Here is a 16,523-nt window from a genome sequence, read left to right as displayed (position 1 = left end):
TTACAGCGGATAATTGGGGGGTAATTCGGTTTGGGCAGTTCGCTCAATGTCGGTGCGGGCATACAGGTAATTGACTTCTTTAAGCCGTTTCAAAATCACGGGGTTGAAGGCTTCAGGGTGAAGCCTCCAGCACCAGTTACCACTGGCTCGCCCCGGCAGGTTCATACGGGCTTCATTCCCAAGTCCAAGTACATCCTGCATGGGCGCAAGGGCAAAGACGGCTACCGAAGACCAGACAGCCCGAATCATGTCCCAGGAGATATCCTCCCCGGATCGTGCGAGATAGCGGCGGATAAAATCCCGTTCTTTTTCGGGTGCACTTTGATACCAGCCAAGGGCAGTATCGTTGTCGTGGGTACCCGTGTAAGCAACGCAATTGGTTTCGTAGTTGTGCGGCAGGAAGGGATCCAGCGGGTCGGTGGTGAAGGCAAATTGAAAGACCTTCATGCCGGGAAGATTGAACGAATCGCGTAATTCGACGACGTCCGGGGTGATTACCCCCAAATCCTCAGCGATGATGGGAAGATCGCCGAGGGCTTCGCGAATAGCGTTGAACAGTTCTTTACCAGGCCCCTTCACCCAGCGGCCAATTTCCGCTGTGGGCATGCCAAAAGGAACCTCCCAGTAACCGGCAAATCCGCGGAAATGATCCAATCGGACAATATCCACGAGACGCAGCGTGGCCTGCATCCTCCGAATCCACCAGCGGAAGTTTTGCTGGCGATGGATTTCCCATTTATAGAGAGGATTTCCCCATAATTGGCCGGTTGGTGAGAAGTAATCCGGCGGAACACCCGCTACGACGGTGGGTTTGCCTTCTTCATCCAGATAGAACAACTCCGGGTTAGACCAGGCGTCCGCGCTGTCATAGGCAACAAATATTGGAATATCGCCGATGATCAGGATATTTTTTTGATTGGCGTATGCCTTCAGGTCAAGCCACTGGCGGAAAAACAAAAACTGTCGGAAGGCGTGGCGTTGAATGCGGTCGGCCTCGCTTTGTTTAAATTGGTCAATGGCCTGCGGCTGGCGGGTTCGTAGTTCTTTTGGCCAATGATCCCACGAAACACCGCCATTGGCTTCTTTGATTGCCATGAAGAGGGCAAAATCATTCAGCCAATCCGCTTCCTCTTCGACAAATCGGCGATATGCATTGTTCAGGGTGGGGTTTTTCTGGTGCTTGAAGTTCTCGTAGGCCCTGTCAAGAATCTTTAACTTCCAGTTGATGGCCAGACCGTAATCAATCCGAATGGGATTGAATTCTGGGCGGTCGGTCAGGTCACTCCGTCGTAAAAGACCATCTTCCAGAAGCAGTGCCGGACTAATCAGATAGGGATTTCCGGCAAATGCCGAAAAACACTGGTAAGGAGAATCGCCATAACCGGTTGGACCAAGCGGCAAAACTTGCCACAACTTACATCCAGACTCGGCCAGGAAGTTGATCCAACGGTATGCCTCCGGCCCTAGGTCGCCAATCCCATCTGGGCCGGGTAAACTGGTCGGGTGAAGGATGATTCCCGCGGCGCGTTTAAATTTCATTGGGTAATCTCCGTGTTTGAACGTATTCACCGGGTTTCACCTCATTACCCGGATAGTCTGATGATACCACATCCGTTCCAACCGTACCACCGGCGTGCACGATTGTGCCATCCGGTACAATGCTGTTTCTCCCAATCATGGCAAATTCGAGCCGGCCGTCCAATAATTCGCCGATTTGACAATTTTTTCCGACCTGAATACGTTTATCCAAAATGGAACGCTGGATACGGGTGTTTTGATCTACAACCGTATTCGTGAGGATGATCGAGTCCTCCACATGACAGCCTGAACGGATGACAACACCCGGTGATAATACCGAACGAATCACACTGGCACCTTCTTCGATCAGACAGCCGTGGCAAATCAGACTATCCTCGACTGTCGAACCCTTTTGGAGCAAGGCCGGTGGTCGTTCTTCTGTTCGGGTATGAATGATCCAATCGGGTCGGTACAGGTTGAAAGCCGGTGGATCGCACAATAGGTCCATGTGTGCCTGCCAGTACGATTGCACGGTTCCAACATCCATCCAGTACCCTTCATACTGGTAGGCAAACACTCTCCGGCCGGTTTCAACCAGACGCGGAAGGATGTTCTTGCCAAAGTCATGCTGGGAATCCTGCATGAGGTGATCTTCCCACAGTGCTTCGTTGAGGATATCCAGATTGAACAAATAAATCCCCATGTTTGCCAGAGTGGATGGGGGATTTTCCGGTTTTTCCACGAAGGAGGTGATTCGGTGATTTTCATCAATGCCGACAATGCCAAAGCGCGAGGCTTCCTCGATGGGGACATTGATCACAGCCACGGTAACTTCAGCCTGATTTTTTTGATGAAATTCGATCATTGGGTTGTAATCCATGGCGTAGATGTGATCGCCAGAAAGAATCAAAATCGTATCAATGTTGCCGCGTTTGATGAAGGTAAAGTTTTGCTGAACGGCATCTGCTGTACCGACAAACCAGGTTGACCCACGTGCCCGGTAGGGGGTGAGAATCCGCACCCCGCCGGTGAAATCGCGGTTCAAATCCCACGGGCCGCCGGCGCCGATGTGCTCAATCAGCGAATGGGGGCGATATTGAGCAACCAACATGACATCGAAAATGCGTGAATTGACACAGTTAGATAAGGGGAAATCAATGATCCGATACTTTCCGGCAAAGGGTACGGCTGGTTTGGTGCGTTTGGCGGTCAGGATACTGAGACGAGTACCTTCACCGCCAGCGAGTATCAGACTTCGGATTTTCATTTGGTCTGCTCCGCAAGTTCGAGATAAATTTTGGCGTACTCAATGGCTGATTTTTCCCAGGAGAAATCCTGCTGCATGCCGTTGCGTTGTATCATACGCCAGATTTCGGTATTGGGATACAGGATCAAGGCGCGTTCCAACGCTTGTGCAAATGCCTGAGGAGAAGCCTCCTCAAACAGAAAGCCGGTGGATTGGGCTGGATCATCCTGATCTTGAATAGTATCCCTCAGCCCTCCGGTGGCGCGTGCCAATGGTACACAACCGTACCGCATGGCGATCATTTGTGCCAGCCCGCACGGTTCGTAGCGGGAGGGCATCAGGAGGACATCGCCAGAAGCATACATCCGCCGGGCAAAACCCGCATCAAAGCGGATGATGGCGCGTACCCGGTCGGGAAATTCGGCTTCCAGACTGCGGCAATCGCTTTCCAACAACGGGTCACCGGTTCCGAGAAGGACGAGTTGCCAGTTGCGATTGGCCATCTGGCGCAGGCCAGCGATGGCAATATCAATTCCTTTTTGTTGATCCAGCCGGCTGATGATGATGAGCAGTGGTGTATCTGATTCGACCGGCAGGCTTAAATCTTCCTGAAGGGTTTTCTTGTTCAGGGAACGCTTTTCCAGGGTTTCTATGGAATATCGTTCAATCAAGGCCGGGTCGGTTTGTGGGTTCCAGGAGTCTTGATCGAGACCATTCAAAATTCCTGTGATTGAGGAACGGCGGGTTTTGAGAAAGTCCTGTAAACCACAGCCAAATTCGGGTGTCAAAATTTCTCTGGCATACCCCGGCGAAACCGCAATAATTCGATCCGCTGCCAGTAATCCTAAGGGCAGGGGAAACAGGGTCGCCCATTTGGGCAGCCGCTTATCTTTTGAACGAGGTATGCCGTACTTGATCATGGCCTCTTCGGCGTCTTTTCCCATGAAGGGCAGGTTGTGAATGCTGAGAACCTTTCGGATTTTTTGAAATTCGGGCTGGTCTTTTTGCCGGATTTGTAAAGCATACAGGCTTGCGGCGGTGTGCCAGTCGTTGGCATGAAGGATATCCGGTTGCCAATCCAGATGTTTCAACATTTCCAATACGGCCAGAGAAAAGAATACATATTTTTCTCCGTCCAATGCAGCATCGCTACTGTAAACAGGCATGTCCGGTAAAATGGGAGGGCCTTCGATAAGGTAAACCGGCAATCCATTCACTTCGGTTAGAAAGGCTTTGGCAGGCAGGTCTTCTCCGGGGTGGTCAACCAGAAAAGAAGCCACAAAACGTGGTTCGCGAACTTTGAGTTTGATTTCCTCATGGAAGGGCAGCACCAGGCGGACATCCAGCTGCGGCCCTGACCAGAGGGGAGGCTGCAACCGGCGTAAAGCGGGCGGCAGGGAACCGGCTACATCTCCCAGTCCACCCACCTTAACCAAGGGGGCGGCTTCTGATGCCAGAAACAGCACATTCAATGTGGGTTTTTGAGTGGAATTCGTCATCCTGGCTCGTTCTCCTTGGGGTGACATGAATGATCAGGTGTTAACCAGTTCAATATAATCCTGGGAGATGGTTTGTTGGGGTGATGCTCCTAATTTTTCTAAAATTTCCACCACCAGCCGGGATTTCAACTCGGCGTCTTTGCGACTCCACGTGCGGCTTTTGATTTCCAGAAAATTACCCAGGTCGGGTTTGTGCAGATGATCAAGGTTGATGAAGAATTCGGTTTCCTGGTAGCGTACCAGATAGCGCAATCGTTCTTTTTCAATTTCCGTTTCGCTGACGGGTTTGAAGTACTCGCGGTAGAAACGTAAACTCTGTGTAGCAGTGGCTAAATAACGGCTGCGGGAAAGTAGCACTTTTTGCGGGAAAGAATATTCACGGGTTGGGCCGAGGAGGGTCAAACGGGTGCGCACCCGGCTGACTTCACCGCTAGGGGTGATAAAATGGTCTTCGCGGTAGCGCAGCCGGGATTCTTCTGGAGGCGGGAAATTGAAATATACATCATACTCACGATAGTGACGGGTGCGTAAAATTTCGAAGGCGGGATCCAGGAGCCGTTCCTGAATTCCGGCGATACTTTCCACGGGTACTTTGACTTGAACTTCAAAGGATTCTTCCTCTTCGGTTGCTTCTCCCAGGGCAAGCAATTTGGAAAGCAGCGATTTTTCGCGTTGGATGAGGAATATGTCAATCCGACGGGCGTAATCCTCGGCTTCGCGCAGCATTTCTTCTTCGTTGAGGGTCAGCAGCCTGCGGTCACGCATCAACCATTGACCGTTGACCATTACATCAGTCACATCCATTGCCTTGGCGGCATAAACAATCTGAGAATAAATACCCTGCGGGTCTCGTTGAAAACGAGGAGAGTTGTGTACTGGTGTCAGATCGAGCAAAATTAAGTCAGCTCGTTTGCCCGCCTCAATCGAACCGGTCAGATGACCCACATGCAGGGCTTTTGCGCCGATGCTGGTTGCCATGGCTAAAGTTTCCAAAGCCGGCAAAGCCGTTGGGTCGCCGCTGGAACCCTTTGCCAGAAAAGATGCCAGGCGCATTTCTTCGAACATATCAAGGTCGTTGTTGGATGCCGGCCCGTCTGTGCCGATGCCTACGTTCAGCCCCAATTCGAGCATCTTCTTTACCGGAGCAATGCCGGAGGCTAATTTCAGGTTTGAGGATGGGTTGTGGGCAATACCGGTGTTGTAGTGTTGAAATGTGCGCATTTCGCCTTCGTCAACATGGACGCAGTGGGCTGCAATGACTTTGGCATCCAGTAAACCCAGTTTCTTGACAAAGGGAATCACCGGCATACCCTGTTCGCGGCGCATATTTTCTACTTCTTGAGCAGTTTCGGAAAGGTGGATGTGAAGGGGGACATCCATCTCAATGGCCAGTTGTGCGCAGGCTCGTAGGATTTCGTCTGTACAGGTGTAAGGGGCGTGCGGGGCAACTGCCGGGATGATCAGGGGGTGATTCTTCCAACGTTGAATGTAGTCGCGGGCATAAGCAAGTGACTCTTCGTAGGATTGAGCATCCGGAGTTGGAAATTTCAGTACCGTTTGACCACAAATCCCGCGTAAACCTGCCTGAGCGGTAGCCACGGCAATGTCTTCCTCAAAGTAATACATGTCTGCAAAGGTAGTTACTCCACCGCGAATCATCTCTGCACATGCCAAACCGGTTCCGAGGCGGACAAAATCGGGTGAGACAAACTCCCTTTCAACCGGCATCATATAACCTAACAGCCATACATCCAACCGCAGGTCATCCGCCAGACCGCGCAGCAAGGTCATCGGTACATGGGTGTGAGCATTGACCATTCCCGGCATGAGGATTTTACCGTCACAATCCATGATCTGCTCTGCTGAGTATTGCTGTAAAATCTCATTTTGCCGCCCGGCAGCCACAATGTTTTGTTGCCGAATCACCACTGCACCGGGTTCGTATAGATTAAATTGAGGATCCATTGAAACAACAATGGCGTTCTTAAGGATGAGGTCGGCTGAAAATGTCATAAATGATTTTCTCCAGATAAGTTTGAAGGTAGACGACGGCGAACAAATTCAAGCATGGTGCGCAGTGCCCACATTCCGGCCAGCGAGGGCGGCCCTCCATATGAGCGGCTTATCTCATCCACATCCTGTGGCGTCCGCAGAAAAATCGTTAATTGCTGTTGATGTTCCCCACGCTGGAGGCTGGCCAGCAAGGCGATCGAACTTTGCCGGAAAGCCGGGTTTTGGCGGTAATTTTCCACAAGAGTATGCAAGTCGGTGTACGGTAAGAAGAACAGGTTTTGAGGGTTGGTTACAACCGTTTCGAGCCGTTTTCTTAACTCTTCCGGGAAACCGGCAACGGAAATGAATATATCCCAGTTTAAATCGCGGAGTTTTTCGGCAACGACCTGTTCTAATTTTTGTTGATTGACCCCAAAAATGGCAAATCCCATTCGTTCGTAGATTTGACGGACGGTTTCTTGAATCATCTGATCGGCCTCCTCGATGGAGGCGGCTTTGGCAGTAATTCGAATATCCACCTGCCCCGGATGAGCAAGCAGCCCCACAGTTGGATTGGATTGCTTTTCTAAGTCGGCAATCCATTCATCTACCTGCGATTCGCCTACTCCAGCGGCGTGGAGTACATAAGCACGAATAACTTCGCGCAAATCAAACTTTGAGCGAAGAAGAGGAATTACTGACTGCAAGAGAATGGTCTCCATCTCGCTGGGAACACCCGGCAGGCAAACGATCACTTTTTCCTCAAGGGGATAATAAAACGCCGGTGCCGTTCCTACCGGATTGGGAATGGCAACCGCCCCCCTGGGTAGAAAAGCCTGCCGACGGTTATTCTCGGTCGGCAGGCGGTTGTAACGACGAAAGCGCTCTTGAATTTGATCCCACAATTCCGGGTGAAAGACCAGTTCGCTGTGAGTGGCCATGGCAACTGCTTCGCGAGTGGGATCATCAATAGTGGGGCCTAAACCTCCGGTTGTTATCACAATCTGGGCGCGGGAGAGTGATTCGCGTATGGCATCGGCAATCCGCCCGGCGTTATCGCCGACGATCATGGTTCGGTAAATATCCACCCCATAATCGCGCAGGGTTCGGGCAATGAAAGCCGTGTTGGTATCGAACGATTCTCCCAACAGCAATTCGGTTCCGATGGCAATGATTTCAGCAGCAGGCATAGGATTGGTTTTTTGGTTAAAATAAAGAGAGTGATTAAACCTTTCTCAAAGTTTAGCACAAAACCGCCTTCTGGCAAAACCGGATAAGGTGCTGAGAACAATTCGGCAGGAAAAAGCACCGGAAGAATCGCTGAGGAATGCGTGAAAACTTATCGTCAACAAATTGGAGCGTGGGGTGAGTCTGTGGCTGCCAACCTCATCAGCGCCGCAGGCTATACCCTGATTGCTCAAAATGTTCGCACTCCCTACGGGGAAATTGATTTGATAGCCCAACAAGGACAGACTATGGTGTTCTTTGAGGTTAAGACGCGAAGCACGGATGATTTTGGGAATCCGGAGGAAGCCGTGGATGCCAGAAAAGTCGAGCATTTGATCGGTGCTGCTTTGTATTTTATCCAACAACAGCCCAATTTCGTGGGGGATTGGCGGATTGACCTGATTGCCATTCGTGGAAGGTTGGGGCAGAAAGACCCGGAAATTGAGTGGTTTGAAAATGTCACCAATTGAACCTTCCAATCGTTTGATCGTTATTGTGGGGCCAACCGCGGTTGGAAAGACAGAAACAGCCATTCAATTAGCTGAACAATTTGATGGGGAGATTGTTTCGGGAGATTCGCGGCTCTTTTACCGGGGAATGGACATTGGCACGGCCAAACCTACGCTGGAAGAACGCCAGCGCGTGCCGCATCATTTGATTGATGTTGCGGATCCGACCGAAGTGTGGAGTCTGGGTGTGTTCAAGAACGCTGCAAAACGGGCGATTGCTGGAATTCATGCCCGCAACAGGTTGCCATTTCTGGTTGGGGGGACGGGTCAGTATATTACAGCCCTGATCGAAGATTGGTCTGTGCCGCCTCAACAACCGGACACAAAGTTAAGGGAGGTGTTGGAAGGTTGGGCGCAAATCATCGGGAACGATGCCATTTATCATAAACTGGCAATTTTAGACCCGCAGGCTGCCAAAAACATTGATCCCCGCAATCTCCGCCGCACGATCCGTGCCTTGGAGGTTATCCTGAAAACCGGTAAGCGGTTTTCGGAACAGCGCCTAAAAGGGGAGTCTCCTTATCGGGTATTGAAAATTGGCCTAAAGAGACCGCGTCAGGCGTTGTATCAACGAATTGACCAGCGGATTGATCAGATGCTGAAAGCTGGTTTGGTAGATGAAGTCAAAAATCTACTCGAACGAGGTCTGGATGCCACCTCGCCGGTGTTTTCAACTATTGGATATCGAGAGATTGCGGCATACCTTCAGGGCAAGATCACGCTGGATGAGGCGATTGGTTTAATCAAGAAAAATACCCGGCAGTTTGTGCGCCGACAGGCAAACTGGTTCAAAGAACACGACCCGCAAATTCACTGGTTTGATATGAATGAAAAAACCACCCGCGAAATTGCCGATTTGATTCACGGGTGGTTGAAAGAGGCTTGAGATGGGTCAGTTATTGGCTGCCATCGCGGGTACTCCGCTTCGCTTGGGAACGGGGGGCGGGAAGATTCGCTCAAATTCCTCGCGGGAGATGGTTTCCACTTCCAGCAAGCGCTGGGCAACCGCATCCAGTTTGTCGCGATATTCAATGAGGATCTGGCGGGCTTGTTGATAGGCTTCATTGACCAGACGGCGAACTTCGGCATCAATCTGTTCAGCCACCGCTTCGGAATAATCGCGCTGTTCGGAGATTTCCCGACCCAGAAAGATTAATTCTTCTTTTTGCCCATACACCATCGGCCCCATTTCGCGGCTCATGCCCAGACGGGTGACCATCGTGCGGGCAATTTGGGTAACTCGCTCGATGTCGTTGCCGGCGCCAGAGGTAATATCGTCAAAGACAATTTCCTCGGCAGCACGCCCGCCCAGCAAACCGACCATTTGGGCGATCAACTTCTTGCGGGGGATGATGGTACGGTCCTCGGTGGGCAGAGCAATGGTGTAGCCGCCGGCCATCCCGCGAGCAATAATGGTGACTTTTTGGACAGGGTCATGATCCGGCAGAGCGTTCATCACTACGGCGTGGCCTGCTTCGTGATAGGCAATGATGCGTTTTTCCTCATCGCTGATCAGACGACTCTTGCGTTCCGGTCCTGCAATGACGCGTTCGATGGCTTCTTCAAATTCCGCCTGAGAGATGCTCTTTTTATTGCGACGGGCAGCGAGGATGGCGGCTTCGTTCACCAGATTTTCCAGATCTGCGCCCACAAAACCGGGGGTAGCGCGGGCGAGCACGCTGAGATCCACGTTCGGTTCGAGTGGCTTGCCCTTGACATGCACTTTGAGGATGGCTTCCCGTCCACGGACGTCCGGACGGTCCAGCACAACTCGCCGGTCGAAGCGGCCGGGACGCAGTAAGGCCGGGTCAAGAATATCGGGGCGGTTGGTCGCGGCCATGATGATGATGTTGGTATCGGTATCAAACCCATCCATTTCAACCAGCATCTGATTGAGGGTTTGCTCACGTTCATCATGGCTACCCCCCAACCCGGCTCCACGTTGACGCCCTACCGCGTCAATTTCATCCACGAATACGATACATGGGGAGTGACGCTTGGCCTGATCGAAGAGGTCGCGCACGCGGCTGGCACCAACGCCCACGAACATTTCCACAAACTCAGACCCGGAAATGGAAAAGAACGGCACCCCGGCTTCACCGGAGACAGCCTTCGCCAACAGGGTCTTACCCGTTCCAGGCGGACCAACCAGAAGCACGCCTTTCGGGATGCGCGCCCCCAACTGGATGAATTTTTGGGGCTCGCGGAGAAATTCGACAACCTCTTTCAATTCCTCTTTGGCTTCTTCCACGCCTGCAACATCGGCAAAGGTCACGGTTGGATGATCGCCGGTGAACATGCGCGCCCGGGATTTTCCGAAGGACATGGCAGCGTTATTACTGCCCTGAGCCTGGCGGAAAATGAAGAAGAAAGCACCGATCAGAATCAGAAACGGTAAGATGTAACCCAATGCGGTTAGTACGCCAACCCACGCGCTGGGTGGTTTGATGATGATTTTGATGCGTTCCGGGTGCAGTTGTTCCTGAGTTACCCCTAAGTTAAGCAATTGCTCAACCAAAGTTGCGGAAGGTTCCTTCGTGGAAAGTGCTTCGCTCAGGTCTTTGTAGGTAATCTTCAGACGGTTGTCGTCCTCTTCAATTTTTGTAACCCGCTGATTTTTGATGTCTTCAGCCAGCTGGTTAATGGAAACTTCGGAGGTGGTGCTCCGCTGGTTAAAGCTATACATCACCATGGCGATGATAGCCACAAACAGCAGCAGGTAGACAACATAGGATTGGTTGCGAGAGCTCACATAAACCTCCAGATTAAAGTGAAACCCATCAGGGCTAAATGCCTTTATTGTTGGTAAGAATTATACCAATCTATCCATGCCCCTGCCAGTCTATGAATAAGGATTGAGGCGGTTTTTATACAACTCTTATATTGACGGGATGATTATCCCTGTCTATACTGGAGGTAATGGCAAAAATTTTGGTCGTGGAGGTGAACAAATGACTGATCAACCGGATTCATCCGCACCGAAACCCTTTGACGAACGGATTGAAGAAAGTGATAAAGAGGAAATTGAATATTCTGAACCGTCTGACCGGCCGATGCGGGCTGTCTTTCCGGTTATCGAGGGGGATGAGGAAAAACAAATCCCGGCAACGGATGATTTTATTACCCCGGAGCGGATTCAGGCTCTCCATGAACGTGCCAGTCATGCGCTGGACAGAATAAAAGAGGAAATCAACAAAGTTGAATTGGCAGGTCAGCTATTTGACAAAATCGAACGATCGCGTCAATTGTTGTTTGAAGGAAAGGACAATTACGAAGAATCGGAGCGATTAATTGTAGATGTTGAACACCGTTTAGATTTTATTCGGCGTGTTAAGCAATCCTCCCGCACGGTGGGAATGCGTTTATTTATTTATGAGTTGATTATTTTTATCACATTAATTGCTATATTCGTTCTCATCAATACCGAACCGCAGGCTTCGCTGATCAATCAGGCAAGCCCGTTTGCATCGGTTAATCTGGTTCAGTTTATTAATACGTTGTTGTGGGGCGGTTTTGGGGGCGTAGTAGGCGCATTTTACGCGTTGTGGAAACACATTGCAGCCGAACAGGACTTTGATCCTCAATATGCGCTGTGGTACATTACCAACCCATTATTAGGAATCGCCCTGGGGGCATTTGTTTTCCTGGTCTTTCAGGCGGGTTTCTTCTCCCTCACAGCAGGAACAGAGGAAAACGTTAGCATTCGCTCTGCGCTGGTCATTTATGTATTTGCCTGGGTGAGCGGGTTTAAACAAAATGTGGTTTATGAAATTGTCCGTCGAATTCTGGATGTCTTTCGGGTTGAGTTGGGCGGAAAGAGCGGGGAATCGCAGACGATGGGGGTTGTAGAAGAAGAGCGTAAATGACTACTCCGCCATCACGGCCTGAATTGTTTGCCATGCCTGATTGATGTGGATACGGTCATGCGTTGCCACAAAACCGACCAATTCCTTCAGGGTTGTTGGGCCAAAAATGGCGTGGCGAGCCGGTTTGTGCCAGTCCTTTTCGTTCAGATTGAGCAACTTGCTGATGATTTCGCTGCGGGCTGAAATAAATCCCTCCAAAGCGTTTCTTCCATTTTCGAGGATGCAATTTCGCTGTTCAACCCAACCATCGGTCATAGCGGCTGGCAAGAAGGGCCGATTTTTCGTCAAAATGGTTTGGATGCGTTCCAGATTAACTTCACGGTCTACATCGCGTAAATGACATAAGATTTCAGTAAAACACCACTCTTCAGGTTCGGGTCGTTGATTCCAAAGATGATCTGGAAGGGTCGAAGAAAAGGTGTCCAGAGCAGCGGGTGTGGATTGCAGGGTTGCCAGGATGGCGGCTTTGCTCTCATAAGACGACACAGATTCCATTTGGGCAATTGTGTCCAACCAATCCAATACCTCATCCAATCGGCCAGTTTTACTGAGAGGATGGCGGTTATCAATTTTTGACGGCTGGTTGTCATTGCAAACGTAATACGTAGGCAAGCCCAATCTCTCTGCAGGGAGAATGTCATCTTCGATACTGTTGCCGACCATTACCGAAGGGGTATGAGGCCAGCGCAGAACGGCAAGGATTTCTGCGAAATAGGCGGGATTGGGTTTACAAAAGTGCGAGTTTTCGTAAGTCGTTACCAGCGCAAATGGATAACGGTCAACCGGCAAACCAGCCCATTCCAGGCGTTGTTCAATCGCAGTGCGGGGAAAGAGCGGATTGGTAGCGATGACGACCTGCCACCCTCGCTCAAAGGCACATTCAACCAGCTGGATGGCTGCTTCTCGGGGTCGAGTTAATTCTTTCAGTAGCGGAAACTTTGTCCGGTAGAAATCATCAATGCGTTCTTTGAGTTCTGGTTTGGATACACCCAGGGCGGGGTAGAACACCCGATCAAAGGTTTCTTCTAACGTACCGGCCGGCAATTGTTTATTGAGCATTGCATAAACGGCTTGTTGCATTGCTCGCTGAAAATGCTCGGGTGAGAATGACGCAGCCAATGCCTCAGCCAGCATTTCAAAATAGCGTTGAATGAACGGCTGAATATCGTTGTCCAACAGAGTGTCATCTAAATCAAAAAGAACAGTCAGGGTCATGAGGATTTTGGTTCGTTGAAAGGCGGTGGAAGTGGGTGGCACTGACCGCATCCTACATGCGGTTCAGAAACGACTTGATAGGTCTTATTGCAGTAAGCGCTGATGACGACTTTCCGGTTAATGCCCAAAAATCCACGTGTAACTCTGGCATCCAGCACCATAAATGGACAGGCATTGGCCCGTTGGATACTTGGAACCGGACAGGTTTTGCACAAATCGGCCGTCCAATGATGGGGAGGAGGAGCATTACCAATCAGGCGACACTCCTCCCTTTTTCGTCCTCGGTAGTAATCCCCATAAAAATAACTACACTCGAAACCCGCCGGGGTCTTCATTATAGAGCAGTATTTGATGTTACTGGACGCGGGTTACGTATGTGCCTGTACGGGTATCTACACGGATGATGTCACCTTCTTCCACAAAGTTGGGTACCTGCACCTGTATACCAGTTTCGACGGTGACGGTTTTGGTTACCCCGGTTGCGGTATCCCCGCGTACGGCAATTTCCGCGTAGGTGACTTTCAAATCCACTGTGGTAGGAAGTTCGACATCCAATGCTTCGCTACCGTAGAAGGTCAATTTAACCGGCATTTCTTCTTTGAGATAACCAGCCGAATCACCAAGGATTTCAGCTCGGATGGGGTACTGCTCAAAGGTTTCCGTGTCCATGAAGTAGTAAATTTCGCCGTCGTTATAAAGGTACTGAGCGTTGTGGTATTCAAGACGTGCTTCGGGAACACGGTCGCCAGAAGTGAAGGTTTTTTCCAGTGTAGCCCCGGTACGTAAATTACGGGCTTTGATTCGAATTGTGGCGTTACCACGCCCGGGTTTATGGTGGCTGTATTCAAGAACTTTATAGAGGTTTCCGTCCAGCTCGAAAGTTACTCCCTTGCGAAGATCGTTGACGTCAATCATATAATCTTTCCTTACCTTCAATATAGATTCAGAACGGCTAGATTATAGCGCACAGAAGCGGGAGTGGCAAGTAAAAAAAATCACACCCCCATCGGGGGGTGTGATAGGAAGTTAAGGTATGCGATTAACCCAATTTTGGTTCGATCAGACCATACGTACCATCACGGCGGGTATAAAGCACATTAATGGCGTTGGTGTTCGCATTGTAAAAGACGAAGAAGTCTTCATGTCCGAGCAGTTTCATTTGCTCGATGGCTTCCATTTCGTCCATGGGAACCAGCGAAAATGTTTTGCGGCGGGCAATGATGGGCATTTCCTCAATGTCGGTTGGGGTTTCTTCGGCAACCGGTTCGCGGGCGACCTCTGAAGCCGGGGTGCCGTCCCCGCGTCCCCGTTGTCGCTTTCCTTTGAAGCGGGAAATCTGGCGCTGCATTTTATCAACGGCTTCGTCAATCGCCGCAAAAAGGTCGTCTGCCCGCTCTTCTGAGCGTAAAATGAAACCCTTGCCCCGAATGGTAATTTGTGCAACCTGTCGGTCAGAGGCGCTTCTTGCCGATTTTACATAGGAAAGATCTACGCGGGTATCTTCAACATCATTGATCAATTTGTTTAATTTGGAAACTTTTTTAGTGACATAATCCCGAAGGCGATCAGTCAGTTCCAGATTACGTGTAAATACTTCAATTTGGGGTGTCATTCCTTCCTCCTGAGGGTAAGATTGGGGTAAGGCAAATTAGCGAACCGGGATTTTCTCTTAGTATACCTCAACTTGAATCGAGGTGAACAGTACGGGCGAGTGTGAGTGCGTATACTTTTTCGGCGCCGGCGGCTTTTAAGGCTTCGGCACAGGCTGAAAGGGTGGCGCTGGTGGTAGCAATATCATCAACCAGCAAGATGGCTTTGTGTTGAACGATTTTAGACCGGGCTGCAAAGGCGTTTTTGACGTTAATGCGTCTTTGTTCGGCATTCAATCCTACCTGACTGCGGGTTTCTCGGATGCGGATCAGGGCTTTATTGTTGAAAGGGGTTGAAACTGCCCAGGCAAGCAATTGAGCCAGCAAGGCGGATTGATTGTAACCTCTTTCTCGCAGCCGTTGGGGGCTGAGCGGGACGGGGCAAATCAAATCAATTGTCCAATTTTGTTGTTTATAGAGCGAGATGAGCAAGTGGCAAAGCGTGTCTGCCAGCGCCAAATCGTTCTCGTACTTTAACTCGTGAATGCTTTGTCTCAGGGCGCCTTCATAAACACCATAGGAACGCAGCAGATCAAATGATGGCTTCTGAGACTGACAGTCGGGACACAGATGACCGACAGCCGGCAGATCACAGAGCGGGCAGGCCTGTTGATGATCAATCGGGATGATTTGTTGTTGGCACGAAGTGCATAAGCGTTCACCTTTTTTACCGCAAGCAGCACAGGAAGGAGGGTACAGCCAGTCCATTGCAATCCAGAAGAAATTTTGGATTGCGAATAACGGAGAAGCTTTGGTTAAGGTGTGCATGGTTTACCAGGCCTGATTTTGAGCCTGTGAGTTAATAGGTTGTGGCGTTGAATTTTTATGGCGGTTATTGAAACATTCCGCCAAGGGCTGACTGGAACAAACGAAGCGCGGCTGGTGTTAGCAGAACGATCATTAATGAGGGGAAGATGAGAAGCGCCATCGGAATAAGCATTTTAAGCGGTGCTTTATGGGCTTCTTCTTCAGCCCGCTGGCGGCGTTTGACTCGCATCTGATCGGATTGAATGCGCAACACTTTTGCCAGACTAACGCCTAATTGCTCGGATTGAATAACAGCGGCAACAAAACTGGTCATTTCAGGAATGCCGATGCGTTCAGCCATATCCCGCAGGGCTTCACGGCGGACTTTACCCAACTGAATTTCCTGAATCGTGCGGGCAAAAGCGAAAGAAAGTTGAGATTCCCATTTTTCACTGACTTTGGACATGGCGGCGTCAAAGCCCAGACCCGCCTCAACACAAATGGTCAACAGGTCAAGCGCATCCGGCATCGCTTTGCGGATTTCTTTTTGACGGCGGGAGATTTTGCTGGAGAGCCATAATTGGGGGAACATGTAACCCAAACCGCCAAACAACCCTGCGAATAATAACACGCGGCCAAACGGCCATTTGGTCGCTCCAACCGTGAACACCAGAACGACAAGCCCGCCAAAAATGACCGCACAAACCGCTTGCAGGGCAAGGATCATGGTTGCATCAATGTTAGCAGGGCTGCCTGCCAGCTCCAGTTTGCGGTTGATGGAATTGATGGCGTTTTGAGGGGTGAATTTTATCGCCAGTTCACCCATTTTACGCGCCATGGGATAAATTACCCGTTGAGTAAATGGCTGGGAGAGTTCTAATTTTCGCAGGTCTACCTGTTCGCCGGTGCGGCTAAATTCTTCGAGACGGGCTTGAAGCGCGCGTTCGTTTGCCAATTCGGGGTTGCGAAGACCGATGACGGTTAAGATGATCGCTGCAAGAATTACCAAACCACCGACAACGAATAAAATCCACATTTCAGCCTCCTTTGTTTAA

Annotated in this window: 14 protein-coding genes; 3 read left to right on the top strand and 11 right to left on the bottom strand. The window is 50.4% G+C overall.

Going from position 1 to position 16,523, the window contains the following annotated elements; all coding sequences use genetic code 11:
- The 5 genes from malQ to AC812_RS14180 are packed head-to-tail and all read right to left on the bottom strand — an operon-like array spanning nucleotide 1 to nucleotide 7,445.
- Nucleotides 1-1,539 carry a 4-alpha-glucanotransferase gene (malQ, locus tag AC812_RS14200; protein ID WP_061917732.1) on the bottom strand — a complete coding sequence of 513 codons (1,539 nt, stop codon included), beginning with the start codon at nucleotides 1,537-1,539 and terminating at the stop codon, nucleotides 1-3.
- On the bottom strand, nucleotides 1,529-2,785 hold the full coding sequence (gene glgC, locus AC812_RS14195; protein WP_061917729.1) for a glucose-1-phosphate adenylyltransferase: 1,257 nt from the start codon (nucleotides 2,783-2,785) through the stop codon (nucleotides 1,529-1,531). Before glgC ends, malQ begins: the two co-directional genes overlap by 11 nt.
- Nucleotides 2,782-4,263 (bottom strand): glycogen synthase, encoded by a 1,482-nt coding sequence (locus tag AC812_RS14190; RefSeq protein WP_061917726.1) that lies wholly within the window; start codon nucleotides 4,261-4,263, stop codon nucleotides 2,782-2,784. The genes glgC and AC812_RS14190 overlap by 4 nt, the downstream gene beginning before the upstream one ends.
- Nucleotides 4,264-4,296: 33 nt before the next feature.
- Nucleotides 4,297-6,276 carry an amidohydrolase family protein gene (locus AC812_RS14185; protein ID WP_061917723.1) on the bottom strand — a complete coding sequence of 660 codons (1,980 nt, stop codon included), beginning with the start codon at nucleotides 6,274-6,276 and terminating at the stop codon, nucleotides 4,297-4,299.
- Nucleotides 6,273-7,445 (bottom strand): competence/damage-inducible protein A, encoded by a 1,173-nt coding sequence (locus AC812_RS14180; protein WP_061917721.1) that lies wholly within the window; start codon nucleotides 7,443-7,445, stop codon nucleotides 6,273-6,275. Before AC812_RS14180 ends, AC812_RS14185 begins: the two co-directional genes overlap by 4 nt.
- Before the next feature lie 141 nt (nucleotides 7,446-7,586).
- Between AC812_RS14180 and AC812_RS14175 the strand changes: the two genes are divergently transcribed.
- A complete protein-coding gene (locus tag AC812_RS14175) occupies nucleotides 7,587-7,952 on the top strand; it encodes a YraN family protein (RefSeq protein ID WP_061917718.1) in 366 nt (121 codons plus the stop codon).
- A complete protein-coding gene (gene miaA, locus AC812_RS14170) occupies nucleotides 7,939-8,877 on the top strand; it encodes a tRNA (adenosine(37)-N6)-dimethylallyltransferase MiaA (protein ID WP_061917715.1) in 939 nt (312 codons plus the stop codon). The genes AC812_RS14175 and miaA overlap by 14 nt, the downstream gene beginning before the upstream one ends.
- Nucleotides 8,878-8,883: 6 nt before the next feature.
- Here miaA and ftsH read toward each other — a convergent pair whose 3' ends face one another.
- Nucleotides 8,884-10,743 (bottom strand): ATP-dependent zinc metalloprotease FtsH, encoded by a 1,860-nt coding sequence (gene ftsH, locus AC812_RS14165; RefSeq protein ID WP_061917712.1) that lies wholly within the window; start codon nucleotides 10,741-10,743, stop codon nucleotides 8,884-8,886.
- A gap of 199 nt (nucleotides 10,744-10,942) precedes the next feature.
- Here ftsH and AC812_RS14160 point away from each other — a divergent pair, with 199 nt between their 5' ends.
- The gene (locus AC812_RS14160; protein ID WP_061917709.1) at nucleotides 10,943-11,857 is read left to right on the top strand and encodes a hypothetical protein; all 915 of its coding nucleotides are present in this window, start codon (nucleotides 10,943-10,945) and stop codon (nucleotides 11,855-11,857) included.
- Here AC812_RS14160 and AC812_RS14155 read toward each other — a convergent pair whose 3' ends face one another.
- The 5 genes from AC812_RS14155 to AC812_RS14135 form a co-directional block, all read right to left on the bottom strand.
- On the bottom strand, nucleotides 11,858-13,114 hold the full coding sequence (locus AC812_RS14155; RefSeq protein ID WP_061917706.1) for a DinB family protein: 1,257 nt from the start codon (nucleotides 13,112-13,114) through the stop codon (nucleotides 11,858-11,860).
- Nucleotides 13,115-13,426: 312 nt separating this feature from the next.
- Nucleotides 13,427-13,987, bottom strand: a complete 561-nt coding sequence (efp, locus tag AC812_RS14150; RefSeq protein WP_061917703.1) for an elongation factor P — start codon at nucleotides 13,985-13,987, stop codon at nucleotides 13,427-13,429.
- A gap of 124 nt (nucleotides 13,988-14,111) precedes the next feature.
- On the bottom strand, nucleotides 14,112-14,684 hold the full coding sequence (gene hpf, locus AC812_RS14145) for a ribosome hibernation-promoting factor, HPF/YfiA family (protein ID WP_061917700.1): 573 nt from the start codon (nucleotides 14,682-14,684) through the stop codon (nucleotides 14,112-14,114).
- A gap of 67 nt (nucleotides 14,685-14,751) precedes the next feature.
- Nucleotides 14,752-15,489, bottom strand: a complete 738-nt coding sequence (locus AC812_RS14140; RefSeq protein WP_061917696.1) for a ComF family protein — start codon at nucleotides 15,487-15,489, stop codon at nucleotides 14,752-14,754.
- Between the two features lie 64 nt (nucleotides 15,490-15,553).
- On the bottom strand, nucleotides 15,554-16,504 hold the full coding sequence (locus AC812_RS14135; RefSeq protein ID WP_061917691.1) for a type II secretion system F family protein: 951 nt from the start codon (nucleotides 16,502-16,504) through the stop codon (nucleotides 15,554-15,556).
- Nucleotides 16,505-16,523 lie beyond the last annotated feature (19 nt).

It is taken from the genome of Bellilinea caldifistulae (genome assembly GCF_001306055.1).
Taxonomy (GTDB): domain Bacteria; phylum Chloroflexota; class Anaerolineae; order Anaerolineales; family Anaerolineaceae; genus Bellilinea; species Bellilinea caldifistulae.
The sequence above is the reverse complement of the archived record's forward strand: the minus strand, read 5'-3'. Positions and strand labels throughout refer to the sequence as shown.

Bases quoted from the DNA above. Each gene is read 5' to 3' on its own strand.
- miaA (WP_061917715.1), top strand. From the start codon at position 7,939: ATGTCACCAATTGAACCTTCCAATCGTTTGATCGTTATTGTGGGGCCA.
- malQ (WP_061917732.1), bottom strand. From the start codon at position 1,539: ATGAAATTTAAACGCGCCGCGGGAATCATCCTTCACCCGACCAGTTTA.
- AC812_RS14140 (WP_061917696.1), bottom strand. From the start codon at position 15,489: ATGCACACCTTAACCAAAGCTTCTCCGTTATTCGCAATCCAAAATTTC.
- glgC (WP_061917729.1), bottom strand. From the start codon at position 2,785: ATGAAAATCCGAAGTCTGATACTCGCTGGCGGTGAAGGTACTCGTCTC.
- AC812_RS14185 (WP_061917723.1), bottom strand. From the start codon at position 6,276: ATGACATTTTCAGCCGACCTCATCCTTAAGAACGCCATTGTTGTTTCA.
- AC812_RS14160 (WP_061917709.1), top strand. From the start codon at position 10,943: ATGACTGATCAACCGGATTCATCCGCACCGAAACCCTTTGACGAACGG.
- efp (WP_061917703.1), bottom strand. From the start codon at position 13,987: ATGATTGACGTCAACGATCTTCGCAAGGGAGTAACTTTCGAGCTGGAC.
- hpf (WP_061917700.1), bottom strand. From the start codon at position 14,684: ATGACACCCCAAATTGAAGTATTTACACGTAATCTGGAACTGACTGAT.
- AC812_RS14135 (WP_061917691.1), bottom strand. From the start codon at position 16,504: ATGTGGATTTTATTCGTTGTCGGTGGTTTGGTAATTCTTGCAGCGATC.
- AC812_RS14180 (WP_061917721.1), bottom strand. From the start codon at position 7,445: ATGCCTGCTGCTGAAATCATTGCCATCGGAACCGAATTGCTGTTGGGA.
- AC812_RS14190 (WP_061917726.1), bottom strand. From the start codon at position 4,263: ATGACGAATTCCACTCAAAAACCCACATTGAATGTGCTGTTTCTGGCA.